The following is an 18336-nucleotide window of genomic DNA, read 5'->3' on the forward strand; positions in this document are numbered from 1 at the left end:
GGTATTTGCCAATCACTCGGAAGAGCGGGTGTCGACCACGAGCTCGATGAGCAGAAGCCCCTTGCCCTGCCAATCCTTCATCTTCTGCCTGAGGAGTGGCAGGTCTCCCACTTTTTCAACCTTTATGCTGCTGGCCCGCAAAGCGGTTGCAATGTCAGAAAAATTTGGCTGTTTCATCAATGTCAGATCGGGGTCGCGCCCACACTCGATGAATTTGTGATACTCGGCACCGTAGGCTCCATCATTGCATACGACGACGATCACGTTCAGCTGTTCATTCTGGATGGTCTGCAGTTCTGCCATGCCTGCATTCATCATTCCGCCGTCACCAACAACGATGATCACCGTCGAGTCCGGCTTGGCCAATGCGGCACCGACCCCATGGCCAAGGCCAATGCCTATGCAGCCATAACTCAGACTGGGTATGAAGTCGCGGGCATCGTCGACAAAAATATTGTGCCAGGCACTGTACTTGTAGCGTCCACCTTCGGTTACCAGGATCCTTGCGCCCAGGCTTTCGTCAATGACCTGCATCGCTTTGTCGTAGGTGAGAAAGCCAGGTTCATTGAATTCCGGATTTTGCAATGTCCGGGGCAGCCGGATGGCATCCTGCGCCCGGATCACCACCTCTTCCTGGGCAAAGCCCGAGCCTTCTACCTCCGCCTCGTCCAGCCAGTGAATGATGTAGTTGATGGCCGATTTCAGGCCAACAGTGAGGGTTACGTCAGGAACGACATATTTTCCCACATCGAGGCTCATGTTGTTGAAGCATACAATTCGCTTGTCGTTCAGGTAGGCCCCTTCGCCCGTGGTGTACGTATTGAGACTGGCGCCAAACGAAATGATGCAATCGCTGGCCAGGATGGCATCGATGGCTTCGGTTCTGCACGAGATACCCATCAGACCCAGGTAACCGGGTGCGCCATGGACATGATCCTTGGCGCGCAATGTCGTCATGATGGGTGCATCGATCCGTTGCGCCAGCGCCAGCAGTTCTTGCGTGGCATCTTCCATGACGGCGCCGTGGCCCATCAGGATGATGGGGCGTCGGGCAGTGGCGATGATCCCGATGGCCTGATCCCACGCCTCTCCGGGCTCAAGTGCGATGCTTGTCTGCTGCAGTTTCAGGGTGTATTGCCTGTACGGAATGTCTGCCGCCGCAAATAGATTGTACGGTGGCAGTTCGTGGACTATGGGGCGTTTTTCCGAATACGCTCTTTGAAACGCGCGCACCAGGCTGGCCTGGACGTCGTGCATGTTGTCCGGGCTCTCGAAGCCGGCGCCCGCTGCAATCGCAAATGCGCGCTGATCGACAGACTGCATGTAGCCGCGCAGATCATCTCTGCCCTGGCCTGTCAGCAAGACCATGGGGTGATGGGCCCTGACCCCTTCAATCAATGATGTCATTGTGTTCGTGAAACCAGGCCCGCAAGTCGTCGTCGCAACCCCCACGCGCCCTGACGTGCTGGAATATCCCAGGGCCATCTGCGTGGCGCCTGCCTCGGAAGCTGCTTTGACATACTTGCCGCCCTCGGCAACGAAGCGATACATGACGTACATGTTGACTTCGCCCATGACGCCGAAGACTGTATCGACGCCCAGATCCCGCAATGTTTTGCCAACCAAATCATGCACATTCATCTGATATTGACCTCGAAATTTTGGATGATTCAAATACCGTATGCGTTCATGCGCCCGGGCGGTGCCCGGACAGTGAATCGCATGTTCAAATCTTGTTGCGTGCCACCAGTTGCCTGGCAATCACCTGCCGCAGTATTTCGTTTGTTCCTTCGCCAATGCACATCAACAAGGCATCGCGGTAATAGCGTTCGATCTCGTACTCCACTGAATAACTGTAGCCGCCAAAGATGCGCATGGCTTCTTCTGCGCAAAAGGCACCTGCTTCCGAGCCCGACAGCTTGGCCATGGCAGCCTCGAGATCGCAGCGTTCACCGCGATCGAATTTCGTTGCGGCTTGCTGAATCAACAGTTTCGAGGCTTCTGCACGGGTGGCCATGTCTGCAAGCTTGAGCTGTATGGCCTGGTGCTGGCAGATCGGCTTGCCAAAGGCGGTTCGCTCCTGGGCATAGGCCAGGGCCAATTTCAAGGCGCCTTCAGCAATTCCAGCGCCTCTTGCGGCCACATTGATTCGCCCCAGTTCCAGCCCGCCAGCAACCTGGGCAAATCCTCGCCCTTCCACCCCCCCCAACAGCTTGGTACAGGGCACGTGATAGTCGACGAATGTCAGCTCGCACGTGTCAATCGCACGGTAGCCCATTTTTTTCAGCTTCCCCACTACGGTGAAACCAGGGCCCTTGTCGGCGATCAGCAGGCTCATGCCGGAATGTGCAGGCTTTGCATCAGGGCTTGTTTTTACGAGAAGCAGCGTGCCGTCGCCATGCATGCTGTTGGTGATCCAGGTCTTGGCACCATTGACCTCGTAGTGGTCGCCAATACGTCTTGCAATCGTACGGATTGCCTGCAGGTCTGTCCCGGCATTGGGTTCTGTCAGACCGATGCTGCCACGATACGCACCACTGGCCATGCGGGGCAGGTATGCCCGTTTCTGTTCTTCCGTACCATTGCGTTCTATGGCAGATGCCATGATCAGATGCGAGTTGAAGATGCCGCAGGGCGCCATCCACACGGACGCGACCTTGATCACGATCTGTGCATAAGTCCAGGCAGAAAGGCCCAATCCACCATATTGCTGGCTGATCGTCGCGCCGAAAAGCCCCATTTCCTTCATCTGCTCGACGATTTCGTGTGGGTATTCGTCGGCCAGGTCGAATTTGCGCGCAACGGGTTTCAATTCTTTGTGAACCCACGTCTCGACGGCATCCACAAATGCCTGCTGCTCATCATGGTTGAAATTCATGGTCATACAGGATCCCGACAGGTTCAGTAATTGACTTGGTCTTCTACGCTATGGCCTTTTTTTGCTATCAGCATCGTACGACTGAAGGTGCAGACGGCTTTCCCGTGCTGATTTGTGCCGATGGTCTGGACGGTGACGATGCCCGCATTGGGTCGAGAAGTGGATTCGCGCTTGGCCATGACCTCAGAGGCTGCGTATAAGGTATCGCCTGCGAATAGTGGATGGGTCAAACGGATGTCAGTCCAACCCAGATTCGCGATGGCCTTCTGGCTCACGTCGCTGACGCTCATGCCGACCATCAGGGCGATGGTCAATGGGCTGCAAATGATGCATTTGCCGAATTCGCTGGCTTTGGCATATTCCTCATCGAAATGCATGGGATGTGTGTTCATGGTCAACAGGGTGAACCAGATATTGTCGGTTTCCGTGATGGTGCGCCCCGGACGATGTTCATAGATGTCACCCACTTCGAATTCCTCGTAGTGGCGCCCAAAGGACTCCCGGTAATGCTGTTTGCCTATTGTTTTGAATGCCTGCATGGTATTGCCTCTCCTGTTTGGTCCATCAGTCGTCGTGCACGTTCGATGATCGGCCGGTCTACCAGTTTGCCGTCTACGCGCAGTGCGCCGATCTGTTCGTTTTTTTCAACCGCCACCAGGATTTGCCGGGCCCACTCGATTTCGGTCTGAGGCGGCTGGAAGCATGTGTTGACGATGTCGATTTGCCGGGGATGGATGCACAGCTTTCCTGTGAACCCCATCTGTCGCGCTCGGACGGTACTGGCGGTGAGGGCCGCCTCGTCTTCCAGTGCGACAGTGACACCGTCGATGGGGCCCGGGCGACCGGCAATGCGCGAAGCGAGAACAAGTTCAGAACGAGCCGAGAGCAGCCCGAGGCCGTCGTTCTCTATGCCCAGATCCAGCATGAAATCGACCGAACCGAAGGCAAGCCGGGTCACTTGTGGACACGCAAGCAACGTCCGGCAATTGGTCAGGCCTTTGGCCGTCTCGATAAGCGCAATGATGGGCATCGAACTGCCCAGGATGGTGGCGAGCGCTTCGATAGCATCCACGTCTTCAGCCTTGGGCAGCATGATCGCCAGAGGCGGTGATCTGCGCAGCATGGCCAGGTCCTGCCTGAAACACTCAGTTTCGACGCCATTGATTCGAACGATGCAATCCGCGCTTTTCGCCAGATAATCCGTTACGGCTGAACGAGCAAAGTCCTTTTTTTCGGTCGATACACCGTCTTCGAGATCCAGGATGGTGGCATGGGCCCCTGATTGCCTGGCCTTGTCGAATCGTTCTGGACGGTCGCCGGGAACGAACAGCAGGGACCGGGGGGTCAGGACTGCGTTGGATTGTTGGGGCATTGGGCTGCCTTGCATTAGAAGGTTCTAGGTCGTGATGATTTTCCTGGCGCGGAACTCTTCTATCTCTTCATGAGAAAATCCAGCCTCATGCAGCAATTCGAGATTATCCGCACCAAGAGCAGGTGCCTCCTTTCTGGGCAGGGCTGTATCACTGAATCGAATGGGGTTTGACAGCAGGCGCATGTCCTGGCCATCCGTTCGTTCGAAACGTTGCACCATATTCCGTTCCTTGATGAACTCGGCTTCAAGGGCGGTTTGTATGTCGAGCACGGGCGCGATGGGGATCGTTCCTGACAGCCGCTTCATCCATTGCGCAGTTGACGCTGTCATGAACACCGAATCCAGCAGACTGGTCAGTGCCTGGCGATTCTGCAGTCGGTCCTGGAATGTGCGGAATCGCTCATCAGTTGCCCACGCCTCCCGGCCGAGAGCGTGGCAGAGCAGCGGCCAGAATTTCTCTTTGTTGCACATCACGAAGATCCAGCCATCTTCCGTGGGGAACAACTGGCTGGGTACCAGGCTGGGATGGCCAGAGCGTGGCGCTCGATCAGTGATTGCACCCGCATTCAGATACCAGGTCGCCGGATAGTTGAGGTTGTGGATGGAGACGTCGAATAGCGATGTATCGACATCGGTGCCGACTCCGGTTTCGCGTGCGCTGCAGATGGCCGCCAGCAGGCCGAACGCAGCGACCAGCCCGGTCATCAGGTCGACAATGGAGAGGCCATAGCGGGTTGGGGGGCCATCCGGTTCGCCCGTCAACATCATATGGCCGGCTTCGGCTTGCATCAGATAATCGTACCCAGGCCAGGAAACCCGCGAACCCTCGCGACCATAAGCAGACAGGTGGGTGCAGACGATGCGCGGATTGAAGTCTTTCAGTGCTTCATAGGTCAAACCGAGTTTTGCGGGCAAATCGCCGCGCAGATTGTTGATTACCGCGTCGGCCTGCGTCACCAGACGCTGAAAGATGCGCAGGCCTTCGGGCTGTTTCAGATCGAGTGTCAGGCTGCGCTTGTTGCGATTGAAGGTTTGATAGAAATGGCTGTCTTGAGCGCCGAAGAAATGGGGGCCGACGTAGCGCCCCACATCACCTCCGCCGGTCGGGTTTTCTATCTTGATCACTTCTGCTCCGAGATCAGCCAGGTAAGAGGTGCCAAATGGACCGGCGCCATACTGTTCAACGGCAAGGATACGCATGCCGGCCAATGGAGGTGTCCGGTGCGATCCGGGGTTGTCAGGCATCGAAGCGTGATTCATGAGAAGGTACCCTGATTGGAAACATGCGGGAACGGAAGGGCGGTCAAGAGAGTATCCAGGGCCCGGACATCACTTTGGACATCGATTGACAGGATGGATTCTTCAAGCGCCTGGACACGTTCGCCTGGAAATGAAAGCCCGGCATTTGCCCGAAATTTGGCACGAATCTCGGCGCCGTCCATGGGACGGTCTGCATGGCCGCGATTGATGGCTTCACGATGGACGAGCGTCGTGCCATCGTCAAAGAACACCCTGACTTCTCCTGTGAAATGACGGGGGAAGGTGGTGGACGGATCCGGCGTGCAATCAATCAGCTGCATCAGCGCCCTGGCATCTGGATCACGCACTGCGTCGGGTGCGAGATCTGCCAGCCCGAGATGTCCACGTAGAAGGCCGCAGGCCACGGCATAATGCATGCTGAACTTGGCTTCATAATCCGATGACGGGGTGCGCTTGATATCGACTGGCTCGCAGACGGACGACATCACGCCGTGGGGCACGCGGGCCTCGATGCGGCGGATGGCCTGTACCTTCAGGCCACTGCGCGCCATTCGGCCATGCAGTGCAATCGCGGCATCGGCACAGCCGTGGTTGAAATGGCAGACAGGAAAAGGCTTTACGCCGATGCTCATCAACTGCCATGTGGAGCCTTGATCGGCAGTGATTTGATCGAGATGGACTCGAGCCATGTTGGATGCCCCCAGAAAGGCACGATACAGGCCGAAGCGGCCCTCGTAGACTTTGTGAGGTGTTGGAATCGGTTGGCGTGCCATGATTGCACATGCAATGCCCGAACTGGCCGCCCAGCCGGGATGCATGCGTTTGGTCCAGGCGCCGTCCTCGACGAACTGGAGCGTGCCTCCAGCCATGGAAAGTGCAAATCCTTGTGCGCGTTCGAGCCCCTGCCTGTCCAGACCCAGCAGCCCGGCACATGCAACAGCGGCGGCAAATACACCAACGGTCACCGTTGGATGGAAGCCGCATTCATGAAAAAGGCCTGGGGCTGCAGAAGCGAGTCGGGAGCCGATCTCGAGGCCGAGGATATAGTAGTGCAGCATACGTTGACCCGACACGGCATTCTGGGCGCCAAGCGCCATTACCGCCGGCAGTACCGCCGCACTCAGGTGTGCAATACCCGTGATGTGTGTGTCATCGAAGTCGAGCCCGTGCGCCAGTACACCATTGAGCAACGCCGCATCCCGCATCGGCAAACGCAGGGATTGGCCGATGATGGCACAACCGGCGCCGTCAGTTTTTACGCCGCTCAGTTCTGTGATGGCATCAATGTAGCGTTGCGTGAAGTCTTCCGGCTGTGCGGCGAGTGCGCAACCCACTGCATCCAGCATCAGATTGCGGGCATGGTCCACTATCTTCGGGGGAACATGGTCAAAAGATAGATCGGCAGCGAACGCAGCGATCTGGCTTGAGATGGGAGCCCCAAAGAGATCTGAGCCTGTCTGGTCCATAGTGTGAATTCGTGAATGAATCGTCGTTGAGTGACGTGCGGTACGTATCAATTGTATGGACAATATAAAGAAGACTACTTGTCCTGTCAAATAGAATCTGCATCGGATCACGCGCCCTTCATGCTGGCAGTGCCTCCGGATTCCATCACGTCGACTCTCAATTTTTGGTTTATGGTCCGTATCGATGGTGCCTGCTTGGACCCAGCCGATTGCGATATGCACGCTGTGCGGCAAAAGAGATTCGACGGCGAAGTCTCACTGAATTGTCCGTATTAAATTTCTTGTTTGGCCCTGAATTAAGCGCTGAGGCCTGGCGTCCGGACATTCAGAACGGCTGGGCTGGCCCCGGATCTGCAGCGCCACCTGCGGCACGTTGCGCAGCAGGCCGCTGGCGTCGGGCTGCGGGCGCGGTAATGCCGGCGGACGGCCGAGCCCGTATGCAATCACCGGCGCGCCGCCAGGCCCGCGTGCAATCGCCCCGGGTTGGCATCTGCCCCTCGTGAAGAACGGGGTTTGCGGGGCTTTCGATCAGCCCGCGCGCTTCTTCAGCCCGCGCGCTTCTTCAGCGCGCGCAGGTCTACCATGCCCGGCTGGCCGCGCGGGTCGCTGCCAGGCGGGAAGATGCGGTGTTTCTGGATCTTCTGGGTGCCCGTGGTCGGGATCTGATCGGTGAACCACCACCAGCCGGGCGCCTTGTAATAGGCCAGCTGGCGGTGGCAGAAATCGAACAGCTCGCGGGCCAGGCGTTCGCGCTCGGCTGGCGTATCCGGTGGCGGGCCTGCATCCGGCTTGAGCACCACGCAGGCCAGGACCTCGGCTTCGCGGATTTCGTCGGCTACGGCCAGCACCGCCACCTGCTGCACCCGGGGGTGCAGCAGGAGCAGGGCCTCGACCTCGGCGGCGGCGATGTTCTCGCCCGCGCGCCGGATGATGTTCTTGTCGCGGTCCAGGAAATGCAGCATGCCATCTGGATCCCGCGTGACCACGTCGCCCGTGTGGAACCAGCCGTTGCGCCAGGCCTGTTCGGTGGCCTGCGGGTTGTCCAGGTAGCACGAGAAAAAATCCTTGCGCGGCGTGGCCGCAGAATAGCGGATCACCATCTCGCCTGGCGTGCCGTCGGCCACCGGACGGTCTTCGGCATCCACCACCTGCACTTCCAGGCCGGGCATTGCGCGCCCGAAGGCCCGCGTGCCGCGCTTGCGTGGCGCGTGGTGATCGCTGAGCGTACGCACCATCTCGGTCATGCCCCAGATCTCGACCAGCGGAAAACCGAAGCGTTCCTCGAATACCGCATGCAGCTGGGGCTCGACCCCGGCGCCGTAGCCCAGGCGCACCGAATGCTGCCGATCGAGCGCGCTTTCGGGCTGCTTGAGCAGCATGGGGATGATCACCCCCAGATAGTGCACGATGGTGGCCCGGCAATCGCGTACATCCTGCCACCAGCGCGATACCTGGAAGCGTTCGGGCTGGATCTGGCAGTTGCCCGTCAGCAGCATGCAGTAGAACGACAGGATCGAGGCGTTCACGTGAAACAGCGGCAGCGGGTTGTACAGGCGTTCCAGGCCCGGGCGGATGCTGACCAGCCCCCGCTGGCGCGCGTACCAGTCGCCCGAGGCCAGTTCGTAGCGGTGCGACAGCACGCAGCCCTTGGGGCGGCCCGTGGTGCCCGAGGTGTACAGGATGCTGGCCGGGGTGTCGTGCGTGGCGCGGGTGGCTTCGCGTGCCCGGCGGGCCGGGGGCAGGGCCTGCTCGAACTGCGCCAGCGTGATGACCGGCGGCTGGTGGCGGCTTTCGGCCAGGCACTGGCGCACGAAACCCAGGCTGTCATCGTGCGTGAGGATCAGATCCAGCTGCGAGTGCTCGACCAGGTAGACCAGTTCGTTGGCCCGGTAGTCGGGGTTGATGGGCACGCAGCAGATGCCGAGGCTGTTCATCGCCAGCTTGTGCTCGATGTGCTCGGGCCGGTTGGCCAGGAACAGCCCGATGCGATGGGGAAAGCCGTAGCCCGCATCTTCGTAGCGTGCCGCCAGTGCCAGCATGCGCCCGGCCGCCTGCGCGAACGTCAGCGTGCAGCCCTGCGGGTGATAGCTGCGTTGCGGGTGTGCGGGCACGACCAGCAGCGGCGCATCGGCATAGCGCGCGGCTGCTGCCCGCACCGCCCGGTCTACGGTCCAGTCTTCCTGAATCTGCAGCATGTCCGGCCTCCCGGTCGGGCGCCCTGTTACAGGGGTTTTCCCGCAAAGTTGCTGAATTCACGCATCATTCTTCGATTGTAACGGTATCATTCGATTCAAAATGCATATAAATGATACTGCATAAGGGGGGCACCTATGCTTGTCCGTCTGATCGACCAGACCAACGAAGTGGTGGGCCGGCTGGTGTCCTTCGTGGCCGTCGTGTTCGCCGTGCTCATCATCTTCGACGTGATCATGCGCTACGTGTTTCATGCACCGACGCGCTGGGGCTTTGATGTCACCAAGCAGCTCTACGGCTTCTATTTCATCATGCTGGGCGGCTACGCGCTGCGCCACAAGGCGCACGTGCGCGTCGACCTGCTCATCGAGAAAATGTCGCCGGCGGTGCGTCGCTGGGTCGAGATCCTCGGCTATCCGATCTTCTTCTTTCCCTTTGCCTGGGTCTTCTTCAGCAAAAGCTACGAGTTCGCCCTGCGCTCCTGGACGCAGGGCGAACTCACCTACGGCTCGGTCCAGCTGCCGGTCTATCCCCTGAAGATCGCCATGGCGCTCGCCGCGCTGCTGCTCCTGCTGCAGGGCATCGCAGAATTCATCAAGCTGCTCACCTCCAAGGCTGCCGACCATGTCGCCTGAATATCTTGCGCTCATCATGGCCGGCCTGCTAGTGGTCGGCCTGTTCATGGGCCATCCGCTGGCCTTCGTGCTGGGCGGCACCGCCGTGCTGGGCGCCTTCATCGCCGGCAAGCCCATGGTGCTGGGCATCGTCGTCAACCGCATCTTCGGCGAAGTGCTCGACAACTTCACCCTCATCGCCATCCCGCTGTTCATCCTCATGGCGCGCTTCCTGTCGGATTCCGACGTGACCGACAAGATGTTCGAGGCCCTGCGCCTGCTGATGGCGCGCGTGCGCGGCGGCCTGGCGCTGGCCGTGGTGCTGATTTCCATCCTGCTCGCCGCCACCACCGGCATCATTGGCGCCTCGATCACCGTCACCGGCGTGATGGCCATGCGGCCCATGCTGCGCTATGGCTACGACAAGCGGCTGACCGCCGGGGTCATCGCCGCCTCGGGCTGTCTGGGCATCCTCATCCCGCCCTCGATCATGCTCATCCTCATGGCCAGCTACTCACCGCTCTCGGTGGGCGAGCTGTTTGCCGGCGCCCTGATCCCCGGCGTCATGCTGGGCCTCATGTATGCCCTGTATGTGCTGCTGCTCGCGCGCTTTCGCCCGGACATGGCGCCTGCCGTGCAACTGGACGAGCGCATCAGCAACAAGGCCCTGTATGTCATGCTGCTGGTCGAGGCCGCACCACCGCTGCTGCTCATCCTGGGGGTGCTGGGCACCATGCTGGCCGGTATCGCCACGGCCACCGAGGCCTCGGCCGTGGGCGTGTTGCTCGCGCTGCTGATCGTCATCGTGCGCGGCAAGTTCCGCTGGAAGACCTTCTTTGGCGCGGTCTACGAAACCGGGCGCACCTCGGCCATGATCCTGTTCATCGTCGTCGGGGCCACGGCATTCACCGGCGTGTTCAATATCACCGGGGGCCTGTCGGCCGTGCAGTCGCTCATGCGCGGGCTCGATATGGCGCCCTGGATGCTGCTCACGGTGATGATGCTCATTATCTTCGTGCTCGGCTGCTTCCTCGACTGGACCGGGATCGTGCTGCTGTCGTTTCCCATTTTCCTGCCCCTGATCCAGGAACTCGGCATCAGCATGCTGTGGTTCATCATCCTCATGGCCGTGGTGCTGCAGACCTCGTTTCTCACGCCGCCCTTCGGCTACGCCTTGTTCTACATGCGCGCCATCGCACCGCCCGAGGTGCGCATGGCCGACATCATCGTGGGCGTGGTGCCCTTCATCCTCATCATCATCTTCATGAGTCTTGTCCTGGCGTTTTTCCCGGAACTGGCGACCTGGCTGCCCGACAGGCTGTACGTCAAATAGCCCGTGCCGGTTTCAAAGCGGGTGTGTCGCACCCTATCCGAACGCGACTGCTTTCCAAGGAGACTGGCAATGAAATTGTCTGCAAGCATACTGTCCACACTGGTGGTGTCCGCCGTGTTCGCGACCCCGGCGGTGGCCCAGAAACAGACCTGGACCATGACCAGCACCTGGCCATCGTCGCTCGAACTGATGCAACTCGACAAGCACTGGGTCGACCTGGCCAACCAGCTCGCTGGCGACGAACTGAAGATCGACTTCTTCGAGGGCGGTTCGCTGGTGCCGTCGGGCGAAGTGTTCGGCGCGGTCGAGTCCGGCACCATCCAGGCCGCGGGCGACTGGCCCGGCTACTGGGCCGGGCGCGACCCGGCCTTCTCGCCGCTGGGTACGCACACCAGCCTGTTCAATGCGGTTGACTACATCAACTGGATCAAGGAATGGGGCGGTGACGAACTCTTCAACGAGGTCTATGGCAAATACGGCATGGTCTACCTGCCGTACGGGGTGACCAACAACGAATCCGGCTTCCGCACGCTCCAGCCCGTGCGCAATCTCGACGACCTGAAAGGCAAGCGGCTGCGCCTGTCCGGCCTCGAGCAGGGCAAGGTGCTCGAGCGCCTGGGCGGCAACCAGGTCTCCATGGCCGGCCAGGAACTCTACCAGGCCCTCGAACGCGGCGTCATCGACGGGGCCGAATTCTCCACCCCCAACGTCGACGTGTCCGCTGGCCTGCACCAGGTCACCAAATACTGGGCCACGCCCGGCTGGCACCAGTCTTCATCCATGTTCGGGGTCATGATCAACAAAGAGGCCTGGGACAAGCTCTCGCCCGAGACCCAGGCCAAGCTGAAGATCGCCGCCGACGCCAATCTGCTGTGGTCCATGTCGTACACCGAGAAGCGCGCCATCGACGGCTACCAGACGTTCGCCGACGCCGGCATCGAGATCAACCGCATGGATGACGAATCCCTGGCCACCATCCAGAACATCTCGAACGAAGTCATGGTCGAAGTCGCCTGCAGCGGCCCGCTGGCGGCCAAGGTGTATACCAGCCAGGTGCAGTACCTGGCCGATTACAAGGGCTGGCGCGAGGCCTCGGCGCCCTTCAACCTCGGGCGCTCGCCCGATGGCCCCGACCTCGACAAGCTCAAGGCCTGTCTGAAGTAAGCCGGGTGGCAGGCCCTGCGAGGCAATCCAGGGCCTGCTGGTTGATCTGCTCGATCAGCGTGTCGACCGATTCGATCGAGTGGATCAGGCCGGCGGCTTCGCCAAAGAACACCCCGGTCTGCTCTGCGTCGCCCTCGGCAAACCCCTTGCGGTAGATCGGCCCCACGGTGGCGGCCTCTTTGCGCAGCGCGTCTTCGTGGCCGTGCCAGCGGCGCGTGAAGGCATTCTGCCTGATGCGCGCCGTGAACTCGATCGGCCAGGCGATCTGGCGTGCGATGTCGGCCACCTGCGTGCGGATCGTGCCATCGCCATCGGCCTCGAGCAGCGCCGCGCGGTGCCCGTCGTGCACCAGCGAGTCGGACGAGGCCCAGAAGCGCGTGCCCATGAGCACGCCTTCGGCCCCCAGCATCAGCGCGGCCGCCAGGCCGCGGCCGTCGGCAATGCCGCCGGCTGCCACCAGAATGCTGTCGGGCGCGGTCGCGCGGATATAGTCGGCGGCCTCGGGCACCAGCGTCATCGTGCCGCGCACCGCGCCGTGCCCGCCGGCCTCGCTGCCCTGGGCCACGATCACATCCGCGCCGATGTCGGCCGCATCCATGATGTGCCCCATGTTCTGGCACTGGCAGATGATGCGGGCGCCGGCTGCGCGGATCTCGTCCACGAAGGGCCGCGGGTCGCCGAAGGACAGCATCACCGCCACCGGCCGATGCTTGAGCACGTCGGTCAGCATGGACGGCGACTTGCGCAGGGACCACGTGATGAAGCCCACACCTACCGGCACCCCTTGCGCCAGGGCGAACTGCTCTTCGAGCCAGGCCGGATCACCGTAGCCCCCGCCTATGATGCCCAGCCCGCCCTTGCGGCTCACTGCCGCCGCGAGCCGGCCCCCGGCGGCAAACGCCATGGGTGCGGAAAGAATCGGATACTGAAGATTGAAGGTTCGGGTCAGTCGGGTCTCGAGCTTGGGCATGATGGCTCCGCATCAGAATGGGTGACCCCATCATCATACGCCGCGTGCTGCAGCCCGGGGTCATTGGCGTGCCGGGTTCAGCGCCGCTGTCAGGCGCCCACGAGGCCTGTACCGGGGCCCCTGGCCCCAGGCGTGGCGACGGCGGCCTGCAGCGGCGCCACGCTGACCTCGCCGCGTTCGATCACGTAGGCACGATCCGCCATCTCGACCAGCAGGCTCGGGTTGGATTCGGCGATCAGGATGGTCAGGTCCGGGTACCGGGTGCGCAGGCCGGTCAGGCTTTCCGCGTAGCGCTTGGCCACCGCCGGGGCCAGGCCCTGGAAGGGCTCGTCGAGCAGCAGCAGGCGCGTGCCGCAGACCAGCGCCCGTGCCAGGGCCACCATTTTCTGCTGGCCACCCGAGAGTTCACCGGCGATGCGCTGCGTCAGGTTCGGGATGTCCGGCAGTGACTGGCAGATACGCGCGAAGGTCTGCTCGAAATCGGTCGTGCGCATCTGGTTCGCCCAGGCCCCCAGGCGGATGTTGTCCATGACCGTGAACTTGCCGATCAGGCGGCGATCTTCGGGGACATAGCCAATGCCCAGGCCCGCCCGGGCATGAACCGGCAGCTGATGCATGGGCTGACCATCGAAGCTCACCTGGCCCGCGGTGACCTGGGTGAGCCCCATGATGGTGCGCAGCAGCGTGGTCTTGCCCGCGCCGTTGCGGCCGATCAGAGCCACGGTTTCCGCTGCCTGCAGCGTCATGTCGATATGGCGCAGGATCTGGCTGGTATGGATGGCGACATCGACGGCCTCGAACGATAAACGGGTCATGGCGGCTTATCCTGTCACCCTCTGGCGCACGTCTTCGTTGTGCATGATGTCGGCAAACGCGCCCTCGGCAATGATCTGCCCGCTGTCCCAGGCCACGACCCGGTCCATGTAGCGCTCGACGATCTCCATGTCGTGTTCGACGATGATGGCGGTAACCCCGCTGTCGCGCAGGATCGGCATCAGCGTGTCCATGATGACGAACTTGTTGGCCGAACTCACGCTGCTGGTGGGTTCATCGAGCAGCAGCAGGCTGGGCTCCAGCGCCATCGCCAGGGCGATATCCGACAGTTTCTTCACCCCTTCGGGCAGTTCGCTGTTGACTATGTTCGCGTAGTCGCCCAGCCCGAAAGTATCCACGATCGTATCGGCCTTGCGGCGGTAATCAGGCTGGAACACCGTGCGCAGGCTCCAGAAGCGGTTGCGGCAGGCCACCCCGAGCACGATGCTCTCGAGCACTGTCTTGTCGAGAAACAGCTGCGGATGCTGGAACGCGCGGGCAATGCCCAGACGCGTGATGGCGCGCGGCGACAAGTGGGTGATCGGCTGGCCCCGGAAACGGATGGCGCCGGCGGCCGGGCGAATATAGCCGGTGCACAGGTTCAGGAACGTGCTCTTGCCCGAGCCGTTCGAGCCGATCACCCCCAGCACCTCGCCCTGGCGCACCGTCAGGTTGATGTCGTCGGCCGCCGTGACCCCGCCGAAGCGCACCGAGATGTGGGACGCTTCGAGCAGAACGGTTGCGGTGGTGTCGGATGTGGTGGTCATGGCAGACAAGGGCGACGATCGGTGATGGGGTGCATGCGGGTCGGGAACCCGGTCGGTGCCGGCGGCCGGGGCGCTCGGCGGGGCTAGGGGGATCGGGCGCCCGGCTTCCTGCGAAACAGCGTCCACAGGCCGTCAGGCATGTACATGATGATACCCAGCAGGATGATGCCCAGGATCAGTTGCCAGGCATCGACCACGTAGCTGCTGATCAGGTTGCGCAGCAGCACGAAGGCCAGCGCCCCTATGCTGATCGCCGTGAAGCTGCCGGCCCCGCCGAAGATGGCCACGATCAGGAATTCGGCCGAGAGCGTCCAGTAGGCGAGCTCGGGCGTGACGTGGCTGGTGCTGTAGGCGATGATCATGCCGCCCACCCCCGCAAACCCGGCCGAGATCACATGCCCGGCCAGAAACACCTGGCGGGCGGAACGACCCAGGTATTCGAGGCGCGTTTCGTTGGTACGGATCGCCCCCAGCGCCGAGCCGGGTGCCGAACGCATGTATTTCTCAAGAAACAGGATGCCCAGCACCAGAACCACCACGGCCAGATAATAGATGGCCCAGGCGGTGTCCGGGTTGCTGAACTTGTGGCCCAGGAACGTGGGCCGCAGAATCCCCTTGCCATCGCTGCCACCGGTGATGTCGTAGAGCTTGAGCAGCAGCGTGAAGCCCACCATGGAAAAGGCCAGGTTCAGCATGCCGTAGAAGATCCCGCGGTATCTGGACAGAATGGATCCCAGGATCAGCCCCAGCACCATGCTCGCGGCGAGCGCCAGCACCAGGGTGAGGAACACGTCGGTGACATGCTGCTTCTGGGCCACCGCGACCGTGTAGGCGCCAATCGCGTAATACAGGGCATGGCCAAAGGACACCTGGCCCGAGCGCAGCAGCAGGCCCAGCCCCAGCGCCGGGAACGCCATGCTCACCGCCAGCAGCAGGATGGCGCGCAGCGAGATGTCGAACAGCGGCACCAGCGCCAGCACGGCGATCACCAGCAGCAGGGCGAGGTTTTCGGAGTTGAGCTTCATGATTCATCGAGCGCCATTGTTCACAGCCGTGCCAGTTCTTTCTTGCCGAACAGCCCATAGGGCTTGACGATGAGGATCAGGGCCATGACCAGATAGGGGATCACATTGGTGAATTCACTGTACATGTACACACTGGCGGAATACGCCAGACCGATGATCAGCGAGGTGAGTGCCGTGCCGAAGAAATTGCCCAGGCCAGCCGTGGCCACAATGGCAAACGACAGCACGATCACCTCGGCGCCTATGCCGGGCACGATCGAGGTCGAGGGCGAAGCCAGCGCGCCGGCCAGGCAGGCCAGAAACGTACCCAGAATGAAGGTGTAGGTATAGATCTTCCGGGTATTGATGCCCAGCGTGGACGAGATCTCGGTGTCTTCGATCACCGCCTCGATGATTTTCCCTGTTTGCGTACGCCTGAAGAACAGCATCAGGCTCGCCAGCACCAGCAGTGCCACCAGCGGCAGGAAAACCAGCTGGTAGCGCGTGTAGAAGATGCCGGCGACATCGATGGTGCCCATCAGTACCAGCGGCGCATCATAGAAGTAGGGCCGCACTCCGAACAGCAGCTTCTGGCCGTCTTCGAGGATCATGAACACCGCGAACGTGCTCAGGATCTGCAGCACGTGCTCTTTGCCGTACATTCGGGCCAGCACCAGCCGCTCGACGATCCAGCCCAGGATGATGCCGGCCACCACGGCCACCAGCAGCAGCACGATGAAATTCAGCCAGCTACCCGACGGGCCGATCAGATACTGCCCGAGCAGCGAGGCGCCATAGGCCCCGATGGCATAGAACCCGCCATGGGCGATATTCAGGATGCGCATCACCCCGAAGATCAGGCTCAGGCCGACCGCCAGCAGGAACAGCACCGAAGACATGGCGATCCCGTCGAGCAGCGACAACAAGGCGATCTGGTTCACGATGGTCCTGTAGCGGAAAACATGACGAATACCAGCGACCACGGCCCCACACCGGGTAGCGGGCGCCACACCCCGGCGCCTGCTCGGCGTTCGGCGCCGACAGCCTGTACCGGTGCGGCCCCCCGGCTGCGCATGCCGTGCGCCGGGGCGTCATGCACCGGAATACGGCACACCGGGGCACGGCGTGCCCCGGTGCAGCATACGACCTTACTTCGCGATGGTGACTTCATCGAGCAGCTTGGGCGACAGCGTCTTGGCCCACTCGGCCGTGGTGGTACCCACCGGCGGCGTGATGAGTTCGGCCGGGATATATGTCATCTGTTCGAGGATCGGGAAGCTGTAATCGGGCGACTTGACCGTGACGCCGATGATCTGGTCTTCGATCGCCTGGTGGTCGGGCCGTATCGCCAGCTGGCCCGTGAAGTTGTCCAGCACCAGGCCATCCATGCCTGCGAGGAAGCCCTTCTTGAGATTTTCAGGGGTGCCATCCCAGCCCTTGTCGAGCGCCTGCTCGAGGGCCGTGACCGACTGGGCCATGTGATAGGCCGGGAAAATCGGATAGTGCCCCGTCTTGGCCTTGAAGTCTTCCACGAACTTGGTATGTTCGGGGTTGTTCGCCGTACGTGGCCCCAGGAACCAGCTGTCGCCGCGTGCACCGATGATCGCGCCTTCGGGGAAGGCATCACCGAGTTCCTGCAGGGCTGATTCGCCATTGGACGATACCAGCGTGCTGTTGTTGAACAGTGAACGGGATGCGGCCTGCTTGATGAACGTGTTCATGTCGCCCCCCCAGAGGGTGGAAAACACGATGTCGGGGCGCAGCGCCGAGAGCCGCGAGATTTCGCTGGAATAGTCGGAAGAGCCCAGCTTGGGAAAGAGCTCGGCCACCACCTCGATGTCGGGATCGAGCGCTTCCATTGCCGTCTTGAAGGATTCCCAGTTGTCGCGCCCGAATGCGTAATCGGGGTTGATGCCGGCGATCGTCTTGATGTCCGGGTTGTGCTTGAGCGTGTACAGTGCGATGGACACGTTGTTGGGCGGCGTGAAATCACCCGTTCGGTAGATGTAGTCGAAATCGTTTTCCTCGAAGATGCGGTGCGTGCCGCAATCCCACAGAATGGCGGGCATCTCGAAATCTTCGATGACCGGGGCCAGGGCCAGGCAGGTGGAGCTGGACAGCCCGGCGATCATCAGATCGACCTTGCCGGCCGTGGCCAGTTGCTTGTACTGGGCGACCACGTCGTCGATGCCCTTGGCTTCGTCCAGATAGATGAGCTCGACGGGCGCGCCCTTGATGCCACCCTTCTTGTTGATTTCTTCAACCAGCAGGTCGGCGGCATCCTTGGCCGGCACGCCGAACACGGCCCCTGGCCCGGACAGGAACGTGGTGACGCCGATGCGCAGGGGTTCGTTGGCCTGGGCCGAACCCAGCCCCAGACCGAACGACAGGGGAACGGCCAGTGCGGCTGCAGCGGCCTTGAGTGCAAAGTGCTTCATGTGGTGTCTCCCAATTGGCCATGTACGGCCATCACATTATGTTCTGCATGAAGCCCCTGGGTGG

16 protein-coding genes are annotated in these 18336 nt (G+C 61.4%); 3 read left to right on the forward strand and 13 right to left on the reverse strand.

Annotated elements, in window-relative coordinates; genetic code table 11:
* Positions 1-12: 12 nt before the first annotated feature.
* From WCY17_RS11165 to WCY17_RS11195, 7 genes are all read right to left on the reverse strand, one after another.
* On the reverse strand, positions 13-1761 hold the full coding sequence (locus WCY17_RS11165) for a thiamine pyrophosphate-binding protein (RefSeq protein WP_372702269.1): 1749 nt from the start codon (positions 1759-1761) through the stop codon (positions 13-15).
* A complete protein-coding gene (locus WCY17_RS11170) occupies positions 1727-2878 on the reverse strand; it encodes an acyl-CoA dehydrogenase family protein (RefSeq protein ID WP_372702270.1) in 1152 nt (383 codons plus the stop codon). The genes WCY17_RS11165 and WCY17_RS11170 overlap by 35 nt, the downstream gene beginning before the upstream one ends.
* A gap of 23 nt (positions 2879-2901) precedes the next feature.
* Complete coding sequence (locus tag WCY17_RS11175; protein WP_372702271.1) at positions 2902-3417, reverse strand: MaoC family dehydratase; 516 nt, start codon at positions 3415-3417, stop codon at positions 2902-2904.
* Positions 3396-4250, reverse strand: a complete 855-nt coding sequence (locus tag WCY17_RS11180; protein ID WP_372702272.1) for a CoA ester lyase — start codon at positions 4248-4250, stop codon at positions 3396-3398. Before WCY17_RS11180 ends, WCY17_RS11175 begins: the two co-directional genes overlap by 22 nt.
* Positions 4251-4274: 24 nt before the next feature.
* Positions 4275-5510, reverse strand: a complete 1236-nt coding sequence (locus tag WCY17_RS11185; RefSeq protein ID WP_372702273.1) for a CaiB/BaiF CoA transferase family protein — start codon at positions 5508-5510, stop codon at positions 4275-4277.
* Positions 5507-6976, reverse strand: coding sequence for an MmgE/PrpD family protein (locus WCY17_RS11190; protein WP_372702274.1), 1470 nt, complete (start codon positions 6974-6976; stop codon positions 5507-5509). The genes WCY17_RS11185 and WCY17_RS11190 overlap by 4 nt, the downstream gene beginning before the upstream one ends.
* Positions 6977-7521: 545 nt before the next feature.
* Positions 7522-9171, reverse strand: coding sequence for an AMP-binding protein (locus WCY17_RS11195; protein ID WP_372702275.1), 1650 nt, complete (start codon positions 9169-9171; stop codon positions 7522-7524).
* Between the two features lie 135 nt (positions 9172-9306).
* On the opposite strand from WCY17_RS11195, the gene WCY17_RS11200 reads away from it, so the two are divergent.
* The 3 genes from WCY17_RS11200 to dctP all read left to right on the forward strand — a co-directional run bounded on the left by WCY17_RS11200 (position 9307) and on the right by dctP (position 12280).
* Positions 9307-9804, forward strand: coding sequence for a TRAP transporter small permease subunit (locus tag WCY17_RS11200; RefSeq protein WP_372702276.1), 498 nt, complete (start codon positions 9307-9309; stop codon positions 9802-9804).
* Positions 9794-11116: a TRAP transporter large permease subunit gene (locus WCY17_RS11205; protein ID WP_372702277.1), complete on the forward strand. Its 1323-nt coding sequence runs from the start codon at positions 9794-9796 to the stop codon at positions 11114-11116. The genes WCY17_RS11200 and WCY17_RS11205 overlap by 11 nt, the downstream gene beginning before the upstream one ends.
* Before the next feature lie 69 nt (positions 11117-11185).
* On the forward strand, positions 11186-12280 hold the full coding sequence (gene dctP, locus WCY17_RS11210) for a TRAP transporter substrate-binding protein DctP (protein ID WP_372702278.1): 1095 nt from the start codon (positions 11186-11188) through the stop codon (positions 12278-12280).
* On the opposite strand, the gene WCY17_RS11215 is transcribed toward dctP, so the two are convergent.
* The 6 genes from WCY17_RS11215 to WCY17_RS11240 all read right to left on the reverse strand — a co-directional run bounded on the left by WCY17_RS11215 (position 12261) and on the right by WCY17_RS11240 (position 18272).
* A complete protein-coding gene (locus tag WCY17_RS11215; RefSeq protein WP_372702279.1) occupies positions 12261-13250 on the reverse strand; it encodes an NAD(P)H-dependent flavin oxidoreductase in 990 nt (329 codons plus the stop codon). The two genes, dctP and WCY17_RS11215, sit on opposite strands and share 20 nt — an antisense overlap.
* A gap of 89 nt (positions 13251-13339) precedes the next feature.
* Complete coding sequence (locus WCY17_RS11220; protein WP_372702280.1) at positions 13340-14065, reverse strand: ABC transporter ATP-binding protein; 726 nt, start codon at positions 14063-14065, stop codon at positions 13340-13342.
* A gap of 6 nt (positions 14066-14071) precedes the next feature.
* Entirely contained in the window at positions 14072-14830 is a 759-nt protein-coding gene (locus tag WCY17_RS11225) for an ABC transporter ATP-binding protein (protein WP_372702281.1), read from the reverse strand.
* Between the two features lie 83 nt (positions 14831-14913).
* Entirely contained in the window at positions 14914-15855 is a 942-nt protein-coding gene (locus tag WCY17_RS11230; RefSeq protein ID WP_372702282.1) for a branched-chain amino acid ABC transporter permease, read from the reverse strand.
* 20 nt (positions 15856-15875) lie between these two features.
* On the reverse strand, positions 15876-16775 hold the full coding sequence (locus WCY17_RS11235; protein WP_372702283.1) for a branched-chain amino acid ABC transporter permease: 900 nt from the start codon (positions 16773-16775) through the stop codon (positions 15876-15878).
* Between the two features lie 207 nt (positions 16776-16982).
* Positions 16983-18272 carry an ABC transporter substrate-binding protein gene (locus WCY17_RS11240; RefSeq protein ID WP_372702284.1) on the reverse strand — a complete coding sequence of 430 codons (1290 nt, stop codon included), beginning with the start codon at positions 18270-18272 and terminating at the stop codon, positions 16983-16985.
* Between the last annotated feature and the right edge of the window lie 64 nt (positions 18273-18336).

The organism is Castellaniella sp. (assembly GCF_041677825.1).
Taxonomy (GTDB): Bacteria; Pseudomonadota; Gammaproteobacteria; order Burkholderiales; family Burkholderiaceae_B; genus Castellaniella.